Raw genomic sequence first — 13,266 nt, forward strand, 5'->3', positions numbered from 1 at the left:
GGATCGCGGCGTTGCCCAACCTTGTCAGGAGACTTCACCACCCCGTTTTCGGTCCACCCTGCACTGCGCTAGGCTCGCGAGACCCACAACAGGATCGCTTAGCATGATCGTCCAGACCTGCATCAATGGCGCGCGCAGCGCCGACTTCCACCCTGACCTGCCACTCGACGCCGACGCCATGGCACGCGACGGCGCGGCTTGCATTGCCGCCGGTGCGGCCGAGCTGCATGTGCATGCGCGCGGGCTCGATGGACGGGAAAGCCTGGCGCCAGCGGCGATGGACCGGACGGTGCTGGCGCTGCGCCGTGCCTGCCCGGGCACGCTGATCGGCGTCTCCACCGGCGCCTGGATCGAGAACGACGAGCTGCGCACGCTTGTCTCCATCGCCGGCTGGCGTGAATTGCCGGACTATGCCTCGGTCAATCTCAGCGAGGCGGCAGCGCCACTGGTAATGGAGAGCCTGCGCCAGCGCGGCATCGGGATCGAGGCCGGACTTGCCTCGGTCTCCGATGCCGAGCGGCTGGTCCACCTCGACCATGGCGGGCGCGTGCTGCGCATCCTGATCGAGATTTCCGAGCAAACGCTGGACGAGGCACTCGCTGTGTCGGACGGCATCGAAGAGGTGCTCGAACAGGCCGGCATCCGCCGCGCCATCCTGCTGCATGGCGAAAACACCACGGTCTGGCCGTTCGTCCGGCGGGCGGCGGAGCGCAACTGGTCGACGCGTGTCGGACTGGAAGATGGCAAGGAACTGCCGGATGGAGCGGTGGCCTCCGGCAACGCCGCGCTGACGGCTGCGGCGGTGGCGATCTTTCGGGCTGGGCGCTAGCGGCGGCGCAAGCCAGGGTCAGCCCCGCCGAGGATATTACTGCCCGGGCACTCGCTTGGGCGATGATCCCTGAAAACGGGTTCGAAAAGAGTCACAAGATAGCAGCCTCTCCTGCCGCAATGATTCAAGCGCCGGAACCTATTCGAGGAGGCCGCCGCCTCTGTGCCTTCGACAGATTCTGGGACGAGGCGCCGACCCTTTGCCGCTGCGAGCCTCGCACCATCAGTTAGATGCAGCGCGCCTCTTGCTGTTGTTAAAAATTCCTCATAGGGTATTTTCATATCAGAAAGAAATTCACATCGATTTTTCTCTTTTATGAAAGTATGTGCCTTTGCGGGAACATCTCGATCAAACCGACCGGCGACTGGTCAAACTGCTGTCGCAGGACGCGCAGCTTGGCGTTAACCGCATCGCCGAGACGATGGCGATCTCGGTGCCGACGGTGCGCACGAGGCTGCGCAATCTGCTCGACCGCAACCTGCTGAAGATCGTCGGGCTGCTGAACCTGACAGAGCGCCCGGAGTTGATTTCGGCCATTGTCGGCATCAATGCGCAAGGCCGCGGACGTGCCAGGGAATTGGCGCAGCGCATTGCGGAACTGCCCTTCGTCAACTCGGCTTCGGTGGTCACCGGGCGTTTTGACATCATCGTCGACGTCACCGTGGCCGGCGATGTCGCCGACCTCTACCGCGTCACCAGCGAGTTGATCCCGGGTGCCGGCGAGCCCGGCGAAGTCATGCGCAGCGAGACCTTCGTCGTCATGGCCTCCTGCAACAAATGGGTCAGCTTGCCGGAAGGCTGCTGGTCCGAAGACGCCCAGGCGCGCAAGGAGCCGGCATGAAGATCGCGGTTCTCGGCGGCCTCGGCCTGCAAGGCCGGGCGGCCATCGCCGATCTCGTCGCCAGCGGCGATGTCGAGGAAATCATCTGTGTCGATACATCGACTGACGGCCCTGCCCGGCTCGGCGGCCTGACCGATCTTTCCCGCGTGCGTTTCGTCGTGCCCGAGGGCGCCATCGGCCCGGCACTCGCCAACGTGCTGGCCGATGCCGATGCCGTCATCGACCTGTTGCCGCAACCGCTGATGCGCGAGGCGGTGCAAGCGGCGATCGCGACGCGCACGCCGCTGGTCACCACCAATTACGGCAAGGCCATTGCCGACCTGGCGCCTGCGGCGGAAGCGGCCGGCGTCTCGATCATGACCGAATGCGGGCTCGATCCCGGCATCGACCTCGTGCTCTACGCGCGCGCCGCAAAACAATTCGACAGCATTTCTTCGATCGACTCCTATTGCGGCGGCATCCCCGAGCCGAAGGCGATGGCCAAGCCGCTTTGCTACAAGGTGAGCTGGAATTTCGACATGGTTCTGGTCAGCCAGAACCGCGACAGCGTGATGATCGAGGACGGCGCGCGCGTCGCGGTGCCGGCCGGCCGGCAGCACGACAATCATTTCATCCACGAGATCGAGGTCGCGGGCCTCGGCCGGCTGGAAGCCTTCCCCAATGGCGACGCGCCGCACTATGTCGAGATGCTGGAGGTCGCCAAGGGGCTGCAGCGCTCCGGCCGCTACACGCTGCGCTGGCCGGGCTGGTCGGCGTTCTGGGCGCCGCTGAAGGAACTCGGCTTCCTCTCCGAAGACAAGGTTTCCGGCACCGCAGTCAGCCCGCGCGAATTCCTCGGCCGGCTGCTCGGCCCGCAATTGCAGTACGGCGCCGACGAGAAGGACCTTTGCGTGATGCGCAATGTGTTTTCCGGCCTCGAAGGCGGCCGCCGCAAGACGGTGACGTCGGAGCTGATCATCGAACGCGACCTCCAATCCGGCTTGTTCGGCATGAGCCTCGGCGTCGGTTATCCCGCCAGCATCGTGGCGCAGATGCTGGCGCGGCGCGAGATCACCACACCCGGCCTGCTCAACCCGCTGCTGCACGTGCCCGATATCAGCTTCTTCGACGAACTGGCCACGCGCGGCATCAGGGTTGTCGAGACGGTGGCCTGGGACTGAGGATTTTCGAACGGTGGCTGCCGCCGGCAACGGCGCCGCCGCTCAAAAAGAGCCCAAGGAAACCCGCGGGCAAAATAACAACGACAACAGGGAGGAATGCCCAATGAAGATTGCCAAGCTTTTCATCGCCGGACTTGCACTTGCCGGCCTCACAGCAGCCGCCAGTGCCGGAACGCTCGACGACATCACCAAGCGCGGCGAACTGCGTGTCGCGGTGCAGACGCAGGGACCGCCCTTCTCGCTGGTCGGTGCCGCCGGCGAACGCACCGGCAGTTCGGTCGAACTTGCCGAGTTGATGGCCAAGGAAATGGGCGTCAAGATCACCTTCCTCGACTTCGACTGGGACGGCCTGATCCCGGCGCTGCTCTCTGGCAAGGCCGATCTTCTTGTCGCCGACATGACGCCGACTCTGGCACGCGGCATGAAGGTCGCCTTCACCACGCCTTACATGTATACGGGCAGCACCGTCTTCACCAAGGCCGACAGCAAGTTCAAGACCACCGAGGACTGCAAGGCCAAGGGCACCAAGATTGCCGTGCTGCTGGGCGCCACCGGCGAGAAGGAAGCCAAGACAGCCTTCCCCGATGCCGACATCAAGAGCTACAAGGGCGGCGGTCCGCTGCTGCTCGACGCCGTCAACAACGGCCAGGCCGATTGCGGCGTCAACGACGTCTCGGCGGTCAAGGGCCAGTCGACCGCCTATCCGGCCGGCAGCTTCACCATCATGCCGGAGCTACTCTCTAAGGAGCCGCTGGCCTTCGCCACCCGCTATGACGAACCGGACCTGCTGGTCTGGATGAACCTGTTCCTCAACCAGGTCAGCATCGACGGCCGCCTGCAGAAGAACCTCGACTACTGGGTCAATTCCGACGCCTGGAAGAAAGACCACTAAGCAGACATAGATCCGAACGGTTTCGCGCCCGCCCCGGCGGCGCAAGACCGTTCGGAACTCGCTTCGTCCGTCTTGAGGACATGCCCAGCGATGCTCGAAAATTTCAGCTTCCGCACCATCGTCGAATATCTGCCCTTGTTCGGGCAGGGCCTCGTCACGACCGTTTGGCTGTCGGCGCTATCCTTTGTCGGCGCGCTTGCGGTCGGCATCGTGCTCGCCGCCATGAACCTGCAGCGTAGCCAGCTGTTTCGCGTGCCGGCGAAGGCCTATATCGACACGGTGCGCGCCACGCCGTTGCTGGCGCAACTCTATTTCCTCTATTTCGGCCTGCCCCGGCTCGGCTTCGTGCTGCCGGAGCTCGTCGTCGGCATCCTGGCCTTGTCGCTCAACAGCGGCGCCTATGTCGCCGAGATCATCCGCGCCGGCATCCTGTCGATCCCGCGCGGCCAGGTGGAAGCCGGCGTCGCCTCGGGGATGACCTATGTCCAGCGCATGCGCTTCGTCATCCTGCCGCAGGCGTTCAAGGTGACGATCCCGCCGCTGCTTGGCCAGGCGATCGTGCTGGTCAAGGATTCGGCACTGTTGTCGCTGATCTCAGTTTCCGAACTGACGCGCGCCGGTCAGCTTCTTGCCTCCGACCGCTTCATGCCAGCGGAAGGTTTTCTAACCATCGCCGCTTTTTACCTGCTGCTCTACTACTGCCTGAAAGGATTGGCGGCGCTGTCCAGTCGCTGGCTCGGCTTGCGGCCGGCAAGGAGCAGCACATGATCTGGCAGCAGTTGCAAAGCCTCGCCGGGAGCTATCCCCTCGCCTTGCGCGGCCTCGGCATGACCGTGGTCCTGTCGCTGATCAGCCTGGTGCTGGGCACGGCTCTCGGCTTTGGCCTCGGCATCTTGCGCACCGGCGGCAACCGGATCACCAGCAATGCGATCGGCGCCTGGGTCGACCTGATCCGCGGCACACCGTTCCTGGTGCAAATCTTCCTGATCTTCTTCATCCTGCCGGAATTCGGCATCGAGCTCGACGCCTTCACCGCCGGCATCATCGCGCTGACCAATCTGGCCGCCTGCTTCATCTGCGAGATCGTCGCCGCCGGCATTCGTTCCGTGCCGACCGGCCAGGTCGAGGCAGCACTTGCGTCCGGCCTGTCGCGCTGGCAACGCATGCGCCAGGTGGTGCTGCCGCAAGCGATGCGCATCGTGCTGCCGCCGCTGGTCGGGCAGTATGTGCTGCTGATCAAGGATTCCTCGGTGGTCTCGGCCATCGGGCTGACCGACCTCACGCGGGTCGGCTGGCTGGTGGTGCAGCGCGTGCCGAACGGCCTCTTGGTCTTCTTCCTGGTCGGCCTCGGCTATTTCATCGTCTGCTACCCGCTGATCATGCTGGCCAGCCGGCTGGAGCGCCGCATGGGTGCGGCACATGGCGAGGTGCAGCTGTGACATCGAACCCCAAAGGCTCAGAAAACATGACCAAAGCGGGCATGATCGACTTTCGCGGCGTCAACAAATGGTTCGGCGCGCTCAATGTCTTGAAGGACATCACGCTCAGCGTCGAGCCGCGCGAGGTGGTGGTGGTCTGCGGCCCGAGCGGCTCGGGCAAGAGCACGCTGATCCGCTGTATCAACGGGCTGGAGACGATCCGCGACGGCGATCTGGTGGTCGACGGCCAGCGCCTCGGCGATCCCGCCACCAATATGACGCGGCTGCGCACCGAGATCGGCTTCGTCTTCCAGTCGTTCAACCTCTACCCGCACAAGACCGCGCTGGAAAACGTGACGCTGGCGCCGATCCATGTGCGCAAGATCGCGCGCGCGGAAGCCGAACAGGCCGGGCGCGACTTGCTGGCCAAGGTCGGCCTGGCCGACAAGGTCGATGCCTATCCGGCACAACTCTCAGGCGGCCAGCAGCAGCGCGTGGCGATCGCGCGCTGCCTCGGCATGCGGCCCAAGATCATGCTGTTCGACGAGCCGACCTCGGCACTCGACCCCGAGATGATTTCCGAAGTGCTCGACGTGATGGTAGCGGTCGCCGAGGAAGGAATGACCATGATGGTGGTGACGCACGAAATGGGCTTTGCCCGCAAGGTCGCCCAGCGCGTGGTGTTCATGGACGCCGGCGCCATCGTCGAAAGCGGCACGCCGGAGGCGTTTTTCTCCGATCCGAAGACCGACCGCAGCCGGGCGTTTCTGAGCAAGATTCTCAGGCATTAGAGGAGAGTAAAAGACTCGATATGTTGGCTGCTGCCGATGGCTGAGTTGGGCGAAGACGGCGTAGCGAAGCGACTATTCTACCATCGCGTCACGGGCTGGCATCACCGCGTCGACTGAATATGTTTGCGCCCGGGTGACTCCGGTATGTGGAGCAGCACCCGGTTGCGGCCGGTTTGCTTGGCGAGATACAGCGCCGCATCCGCCTGACGCTGTAACTGCTCCGATGAGATGGCCTCGTCGGCCCTCTGAACTGCAACTCCAATGCTGAGGGTGACGCGGCGCGACACGCGGGATGCAGGATTGGGAAAGGCGGCGGCCTCAACGCTCTGGCGAATTCTCTCGGCCACAGAGACGGCCTCTTCATTGTCTACGCCAGGCAAGAGCACCAGGAATTCTTCGCCGCCGTATCGGGCCACGAGATCGTTGTCGCGCCTGACGTTTTCCTTGATAACGCGGGCGACCTCGACCAGACAGCGATCGCCTTCGGCATGGCCGAGGTGATCGTTCAGCTTCTTGAAATCATCGATGTCGCACATCAGCATGGCGGCACCGCCGGGGCATGTTCCACCATCGGCCCAAAGGAGGTCGAGCAATTCTGTCATCCAGCGCCGGTTGGCAATGCCCGTGAGCGGATCGGTGCTCGCCAGTTGCTGAAGCCGATCGTTCGCTTCCGCCAGTTCGGCGACTCTGTGTCGGTCGCGAAGCTCAAACAGGAAAGTCTTCTGAGCGAGAATTGTCATGATGCGCCGCGCGGCGATCGTTGCGATGATCCCGCTGGTGAAAAACAGCGTCGCAGCCGCGGCGCTTCCAAATTCGATGCCCGGGTTCTGCAGCTGAAAAACGAGATAGAGACCAAGCGCCGAGGCGGCAATAGCCATCGTCCAGGCCAGCGGGATGCCGAAGATGATGATGGCTGTAATGGCCACGAACAGCATGATGTTCAGGTGCCGTTCGTAGAATTCGCCACCAGCGCTTACGCCGACCAGTGCAACTGACAACAGGATGAGGAACATGCCTGCGATCAGCGAAGCCCCTTGGAGCCAGTGCGCCTGCGGTTTTCGCCAGAGAAGAAAAACAATCACGACGACAGGTGGAATGATGGCGCCAGGCAGGAGCATCGAGAGCGCGACCGCCTTTGGAAGCATCAACAGGTTGAGCGCCAGGGTCAGCACATCCAAAAATGCCACCCAGATCATCCAGGCCCGGATGATCTTCGCTGTTTGTGACCACACACGGGTCCGAAATAGGCGCTTGATCTCGCCTTTGAGGCGGATATCGCGCGTGCGGCGCGCCAGCTGTCGCTCGACTTCCGCAATTATGGCAGGATCGTCCTGCACGTCGAGATGCATCCTATCTGACATTCATCCGAGCCATCCGGTCGTCGGCAACGGGCAAGCATGTCAGGTTAATCCTGAAGATTTGATTTATCGGGCCATCATAAAGTCCCTCAGGCTTCCAACCGAGGAAATATCCCCTGTCTGCTGTCAACACCGGCGAGGCAGAAGAGCAAGATCCTGAGGCATTAGAGCAGCGACAGAAACTCTTCGATGCGCGCGCATACCGGGTCGACCGCCAAAAGCGCCTGGAAATGATTGCATCCGGCGAGTTCGAGATGGTCAGCGCCGGCAAGGGCTGCAAAATCACGAACCTTGGGACATAACGGATCGGCCTCTCCGCTGATCGCAAGTATCGGTCGATCAAAGCCAGCAAACGATGCCGACCGATCGGACCGGTCCAGAGCAACGCATGCCCGCAAGGCCTCAAGATCATTGCTTCTGAGCTGCCTGACGTTCCCGTCTGTCAACGGCCAGTTCTTGGTGCGCAGATACGAGATCCAGGGTTCTATGCCGACGCTCACGGCCGCCCTGAGCAGACTTAGATTCTGACCGAAGGGATGCGCGCCGTTGACGACAAGCGAGCGCACCCGGTTCCGGTAGTGGGCGGCAAACGCCAGGGCAACCGTGCCACCCAGAGAATGCCCGCAGATGTCCGCATCTACCGCGCCGATGTCATCCAGAACAGCCGCGACGTCGGCCGCGCATCGCCCGGGATCATACCCTTCGGGCACATGCGGCTTGTCGCTTCTCCCGTGACCGCGACTGTCGATCAGTATCAGTTGCCGCCCATACGCCACCAACCGCTCGACGTAGCCCACTTCACGCCAAATTGTGTGATCTGCTGTAAAGCCGTGCAGCAGCACCAGCGGTCTTCCAGTCCCGACTACCTCATAGGCAATGCGGGTTCCGTCTCCCGAGACAGCAAACATGATCATTCCTTTTGCCGGGCGCGCAAAAACCTGTGCTTCACAACTGACATCAAGAGTTGTGAGCGTTACCCTGCACAGGAGGTGTCCCCTGATCGTCCCCGGCGGGGTCAGCTGTTTCGTGCAAACGCGCTGATGCTATCGAGCAGTGGCTGCTGGTCGCCGACCCAAAACCAATGGTCGTCACCAGCTAGTTCAACGAAACGCGCGCCCGGGATCTTGGCTGCGAGGAATCGCCCGGCCTCGACGCGCACGGCGCGGTCGCCGGAGCGGTGCAGAACCATCGTCCTTGCCGAGACTTTTGCCAGGAGATGGCGGACATCGGTATCACGCAGCGCTTCGAGCAGGCCTGCGACCGCGCCGGGACTGGAGGCTGCCCTGAGCAACCCAGCCCACCAGGTCTGCGCTTGGCGGTCTGCGGTCAGGCTCGGGGCGAAAGTTTCGATTTCCGCCGGGCCACCCCAGCCGGCGAGCAGCCGCTGCTTCCACAGATCGTATTGCGCGACGGTCAGGGCAAAAGGATAGTCGGGTGCGCGGCTGCCTTTCGCCAGGGAACCCCACAGAACCAGACCGACCAGGCGATCGGAGTGGTTTACGGCAAAACGGACACAACCCGGGCCACCTTCTGACGCGCCGATGAGCAAGGCCCTACGACTGCCGGCCGCGTTCATGACCGCAAGAATATCCTGCGCCGTCGCTTCAACGGTGGGGCGGGCACCGACACGGTCGGAAAGTCCCATGCCTCGCCGGTCGAAAAGGATCAGGCGGCCAAGGCGCGAAACCGCGGTGAGCCAGGCGCGGCAGCTCCTGTCTTCCCAGACCCGTTCGACATGCGAAATGAACCCCGGAACAAGCACGATGTCCATCGGGCCCTTGCCGACGATTTGGTAGGCGATATGGATGCCGTCCACTTCGACATAGCGCGTTCTCGGCATGTCCAGGGTTGCATCGTGAGTTGGCTCACGCAGCATGGCAAGCGTTGTGGGGTCCGGCGCGATGCCGAGTTCGTCCCGCAGCAGCCTGACACAGGTTTCGGCCTGACGCTCGGCTGCTGCCCTGTCCCCGGCCATCAGGTGCGCCCGGATCAGGTGACGGTGCGCGCTTTCGCTCAAAGGGTCCAAGCTCGTCAGGCGCGTCGCGTACACTACCGCGGCGCGCGGCTCACCGCCGGTAATCTTCGCTTCGACGAGCCGCTCCAGCGCCTGCACCAGCCGGCTGCGCAGGGCCTCGCGCCTGAAGAAGACCCACTCCTCGAATTCCATGCAGTCGTTGAGTGAGAAGCCGGCGAGATAGTCGCCCTTATAGATGTCTGCTGCCTGGTCGAGAGGACCGAGATCGCAGGCATGCTCGAAAACCCCTGAGTCGACCTCAACGGACAGCGCCGGGTGCAGGCTTAGCGATGTTCCGCTGGTCGCGATAACCTCGCTGCCGAACGCGATGCGGATCTTGTACAGCGTGCGCCGAAGTCGTGCGCGCGCGGCTTCCTCGTCGGTTTCGGGCCACAGAAGCGTGGCTGCGACCTCACGCGCCACAGGCCCGGCGGCCTCGGCGAGGTAGATGAGGAGCGCCGCCGCCTTGCGCAAGGCAAGTTCCACCCGCCGCCCATTCAGGCGGAACTCCGGAAAACCCAGAAATCGGAACTGCAATCGCTCCATGGATCCGTATGCGCCGGGCGGGGACGTTGAGGGGACGCAGACCTTCTACCTATCCCCACGACGTTGGGCCGATCTGGCCCGTCTGAAGACAGACTTGGAGCGATAAATGTCACTGGTCAATACTCTCACCCATCATTGCACGTCCGCGGCTGTTGCCGAGGATGGCGGCCCTATCTGCGCTCGACAGGGAGGCTGAGACATGTGCCAATCCTGTCTCTCCTGGTACGCACGCTGCGTTGCTCCCTACTTCGTCCACGCTGGCTGTTCGGCCAACGCATTCGCGCACATGCGAAGGCACATGATCCCACAGGCAGAGGGCGTTGTTGTGGAAGTCGGCTTCGGGTCCGGCCTGAACCTTCCCTACTACGACCCGGCCAAGGTGGAGCGGCTGGTGGGCGTCGATCCCGACGGCACGATGCTCGGCTTGGCCGAACCGAAGAGCCGTTCCATGCCCTTCGATGTCGAATGCCTTCGGGCCAGAGGCGAAACTCTGCCGCTGGCCGATGACTTTGCCGACACCGTCGTCGTCACCTACGCTTTCTGCACCATTCCAGACCCTGAGGCGGCGCTGAGCGAAATCCGGCGCATCTTGAAGTCCACGGGCCGGCTGATCTTCATCGAGCACGGCCAAGCCGATGGGCCGCGTTGCCGCAGGTGGCAGGAGCGCCTGAACCGGATGTGGGGAGCGCTTGCCGGCGGCTGCCATCTCAATCGCGACCCATTAGGTCTGATTGACGGGGCCGGCTTTAGGCTCGTTCATGAGGAGCGAAGGCGATTTCCGCTTCTCTTCTGGCAGCTGGGAAGTCACTACGCCGGGGTCGCGGTCCCACCGCCAGGTTGACTGCGTTCTTCAGCCGAGCGTCGCCAGCGGCTCGGCTTTGATCTCGACCCATTCGCAGCGCCGGCTGTCGTGATAGAAGGACTGGAAGGGCGGCGGGAACGACGGATCGGCGAAGGCGCCCACGGGAATGGCGATCACGCCGGGCTGGGTGTCGATCGTGTAGTGAACATTGGTGCCGCAATCCGGGCAGAAGCTGTAGATGACGCGGCCGCCCTGGTCACCAATGCGCGTGAACTCGGCCGCTCGTCCCTGGACCGATACGTCGCCTTCGGCAAACCGGACATTGTAGCTGAAGGCGCTGCCCGTGCGGCGTTTGCAGTCGAGGCAGTGGCAAACGGAGATACGGACCGGCTCGCCCGAGCAAACGGCTGAAAGCTGGCCGCAGGAACATTCGGCGCGGCGCGTTGTCATGGCGGGCTCCTCCTCCCGTGGAAAGACATCACTGCGTGTCGGCGTTTGCCCTCAGTTCAGTCCGCTTCTCGTCCGAAACCACGGCAAGGTCGAGCACCTTCTGCAGCTCGGCCGCATGGCGAAACGACGGTTCGGACTGGACGCCGCTCTTCACTGCATCGACAAAGCGCTGGTAGTTGGTCGGCACGGTTCCGGCATCGAGCACCTGCCACTTGGCGGTTTCGATGTTCTTGCCCAGGCAGGCTTTCAGCTCCGAGCCGTCCGGATTGTGCACGACTTCGATACCGCCCTTGTCACCATAAATGCGCAGGCGCAATTCGTTGAGATGACCGGTCGCCCAGCGGCTGGCATGAACAACACCGAAGGCACCGTTCGAAAAATCCAGCGCCATTGCGAAACTGTCGTTGGCGTCGAGGTCGTATTCGCCGATGCGGTTGCCGGGCGCCTTGTCGAAGGCCTTCAGCCGGCAGAAGACGTGGTCGATGTCGAGGCCGGCGCCATAGCTGGCGAAATCGAGGATGTGGACGCCGACGTCGCCCAGCACGCCATTGGAGCCGTGGCTGCGCGACAGGCGCCACAGCCATTTCGGGTCGGTGCGCCAGTCGCCCCAGGCCTTGGACACCAGCCAGCTCTGCAGATAGGACGCCTCGACATGCCTGATCTCGCCGATCTCGCCGGCAAGCACCATGGCGCGCGCTTTCTGCAATGCGGCGACGTTGCGATAGGTCAGGTTGACCATGTTGATGATGCCGGCCTTTTCGGCGGCGTCGGCCATCTCCCTGGCCTTCTCGAAGTTTTCGGCCAGCGGCTTTTCGCACAGCACCGGCTTGCCCGCCGCAATCAGCGGCATGGTGGTCGTGTGGTGGATGGAATCGGGCGTCACATTGGTCGCCGCATCGAATTCTCCCCATTTGAGCGCGTCGGCAAGCGAGGTGAAACGGTTGGGAATACCAAAACTGTCGGAGAATTCGGCGACGCGCTTCGCATCGACGTCGACGGCGCCGACCAGTTCGACGCCCTTGATCTTGCCGAACTGCCTGGCGTGCTCCTGCGCCATCCAGCCGGTGCCGAGTATCAGAAGTCGCATTTTTGCACTCCGAGCGAATTGGTTCGATTCAATGGTATGGGGCGGATGTGGTCTAGGAGTTATTTTTACGCGAATCCAGACGGAAAGCGGTTGCGCCCATTTTTCTGGAACTGCTTTAGCGGAAGCCGGCCTCGCCCGAGGCGTGAAGTTTGCCGCCGCGCTCGACGATCGGTTCGATCGCCTTTTCCACCGGCACGTTCGGCGCATCGAGGATCGTGGGGTTCGAGCCCTGCGGGTTGTGCGCCCAGTTCACCGCATTGCGCAACACCTTCTGGACATTGGCGTCGTGATAGGTCGGATAGGTCTCGTGGCCGGGCCGGAAATAGAAGATATTGCCGGCGCCGCGACGATAGGTCAGCCCGGAACGAAACACCTCGCCGCCCTGGAACCAGGAGATAAAAACCGTCTCCAGCGGCTCCGGCACGGCGAACTGCTCGCCATACATTTCCTCGTTCTCAAGCTCGAAATATTCACCCACCCCGGCAGCGATCGGATGGCTGGGGCTGGTCACCCAGAGCCGCTCGCGCTCGCCGGCCTCACGCCATTTCAGCGTGCAGGGCGTGCCCATCAGCCGCTTGAAGATCTTTGAGAAATGGCCGGAATGCAGGACGATCAGTCCCATGCCTTCCCAGACCCGGCGCGCCACGCGCTCGACCACTTCGTCGGCGACGGCGCCATGGTCCTTGTGGCCCCACCACACCAGCACATCGGTTTGTGCAAGACGGTCGGCCGGCAGGCCATGCTCGGGCTGCTCGAGGGTTGCCCAAGACGCGGAAATGTTGGGGTCAGCCTTCAGTGCGTTGGCGATGGTCGCGTGCATTCCGTCGGGGTAGATGCCGGCGACCACCTCATTGGTCCGCTCATGGATATTCTCGCCCCAGACGACAGTGCGAATTGTCATGACTTCCTCTTGATCGTTTGAAGCTGGAGCCGCCGCGCTCCACTCATAGTATCCTCAGCCGGAATTGAAAACGCTTTCAATGCCGGCTGCTGACAATTGAGGGGGAAGGCGTAGCGTCGAGACTGTGGTCTCGGATCAACCGCGCGGAAAAAACCATTTCAAACAGGATGATAGAGG

The 13,266-nt window shown here is 62.9% G+C and carries 14 protein-coding genes; 8 read left to right on the plus strand and 6 right to left on the minus strand.

What is annotated here, in order from left to right; genetic code table 11:
• Positions 1-103: 103 nt before the first annotated feature.
• The 7 genes from AC1DXU_RS09120 (at position 104) to AC1DXU_RS09150 (ending at position 5,931) form a co-directional block, all read left to right on the plus strand.
• A complete protein-coding gene (locus tag AC1DXU_RS09120; protein WP_477367227.1) occupies positions 104-829 on the plus strand; it encodes a 3-keto-5-aminohexanoate cleavage protein in 726 nt (241 codons plus the stop codon).
• A gap of 331 nt (positions 830-1,160) precedes the next feature.
• Positions 1,161-1,670 (plus strand): Lrp/AsnC family transcriptional regulator, encoded by a 510-nt coding sequence (locus AC1DXU_RS09125; RefSeq protein ID WP_477319532.1) that lies wholly within the window; start codon positions 1,161-1,163, stop codon positions 1,668-1,670.
• The gene (locus AC1DXU_RS09130) at positions 1,667-2,830 is read left to right on the plus strand and encodes a saccharopine dehydrogenase family protein (protein WP_477367230.1); all 1,164 of its coding nucleotides are present in this window, start codon (positions 1,667-1,669) and stop codon (positions 2,828-2,830) included. The genes AC1DXU_RS09125 and AC1DXU_RS09130 overlap by 4 nt, the downstream gene beginning before the upstream one ends.
• A 103-nt stretch (positions 2,831-2,933) precedes the next feature.
• Positions 2,934-3,722: an ABC transporter substrate-binding protein gene (locus AC1DXU_RS09135; protein WP_477367233.1), complete on the plus strand. Its 789-nt coding sequence runs from the start codon at positions 2,934-2,936 to the stop codon at positions 3,720-3,722.
• Between the two features lie 90 nt (positions 3,723-3,812).
• Complete coding sequence (locus AC1DXU_RS09140; protein ID WP_477367236.1) at positions 3,813-4,490, plus strand: amino acid ABC transporter permease; 678 nt, start codon at positions 3,813-3,815, stop codon at positions 4,488-4,490.
• On the plus strand, positions 4,487-5,161 hold the full coding sequence (locus AC1DXU_RS09145; RefSeq protein WP_477367239.1) for an amino acid ABC transporter permease: 675 nt from the start codon (positions 4,487-4,489) through the stop codon (positions 5,159-5,161). The genes AC1DXU_RS09140 and AC1DXU_RS09145 overlap by 4 nt, the downstream gene beginning before the upstream one ends.
• 26 nt (positions 5,162-5,187) lie before the next feature.
• On the plus strand, positions 5,188-5,931 hold the full coding sequence (locus tag AC1DXU_RS09150; RefSeq protein WP_477367242.1) for an amino acid ABC transporter ATP-binding protein: 744 nt from the start codon (positions 5,188-5,190) through the stop codon (positions 5,929-5,931).
• Positions 5,932-6,032: 101 nt separating this feature from the next.
• On the opposite strand, the gene AC1DXU_RS09155 is transcribed toward AC1DXU_RS09150, so the two are convergent.
• From AC1DXU_RS09155 to AC1DXU_RS09165, 3 genes are all read right to left on the minus strand, one after another.
• The gene (locus AC1DXU_RS09155) at positions 6,033-7,292 is read right to left on the minus strand and encodes a GGDEF domain-containing protein (RefSeq protein WP_477367245.1); all 1,260 of its coding nucleotides are present in this window, start codon (positions 7,290-7,292) and stop codon (positions 6,033-6,035) included.
• A gap of 161 nt (positions 7,293-7,453) precedes the next feature.
• Positions 7,454-8,197 (minus strand): alpha/beta fold hydrolase, encoded by a 744-nt coding sequence (locus AC1DXU_RS09160; RefSeq protein ID WP_477367248.1) that lies wholly within the window; start codon positions 8,195-8,197, stop codon positions 7,454-7,456.
• 107 nt (positions 8,198-8,304) lie between these two features.
• Positions 8,305-9,849 carry a bifunctional AfsR/SARP family transcriptional regulator/alpha/beta hydrolase gene (locus tag AC1DXU_RS09165; RefSeq protein WP_477367251.1) on the minus strand — a complete coding sequence of 515 codons (1,545 nt, stop codon included), beginning with the start codon at positions 9,847-9,849 and terminating at the stop codon, positions 8,305-8,307.
• Between the two features lie 298 nt (positions 9,850-10,147).
• On the opposite strand from AC1DXU_RS09165, the gene AC1DXU_RS09170 reads away from it, so the two are divergent.
• Positions 10,148-10,690, plus strand: a complete 543-nt coding sequence (locus AC1DXU_RS09170; protein ID WP_477367254.1) for a class I SAM-dependent methyltransferase — start codon at positions 10,148-10,150, stop codon at positions 10,688-10,690.
• Between the two features lie 9 nt (positions 10,691-10,699).
• Here the strand turns inward: AC1DXU_RS09170 and AC1DXU_RS09175 are convergent, their stop codons facing one another.
• The 3 genes from AC1DXU_RS09175 to AC1DXU_RS09185 form a co-directional block, all read right to left on the minus strand.
• Positions 10,700-11,101 carry a GFA family protein gene (locus AC1DXU_RS09175; RefSeq protein ID WP_477367256.1) on the minus strand — a complete coding sequence of 134 codons (402 nt, stop codon included), beginning with the start codon at positions 11,099-11,101 and terminating at the stop codon, positions 10,700-10,702.
• Between the two features lie 28 nt (positions 11,102-11,129).
• Positions 11,130-12,188, minus strand: coding sequence for a Gfo/Idh/MocA family protein (locus tag AC1DXU_RS09180; protein WP_477367258.1), 1,059 nt, complete (start codon positions 12,186-12,188; stop codon positions 11,130-11,132).
• Positions 12,189-12,303: 115 nt separating this feature from the next.
• Positions 12,304-13,089 carry a ThuA domain-containing protein gene (locus AC1DXU_RS09185; RefSeq protein ID WP_477367261.1) on the minus strand — a complete coding sequence of 262 codons (786 nt, stop codon included), beginning with the start codon at positions 13,087-13,089 and terminating at the stop codon, positions 12,304-12,306.
• Positions 13,090-13,266: the final 177 nt, after the last annotated feature.

This window comes from Mesorhizobium sp. P3_A10, assembly GCF_056403175.1.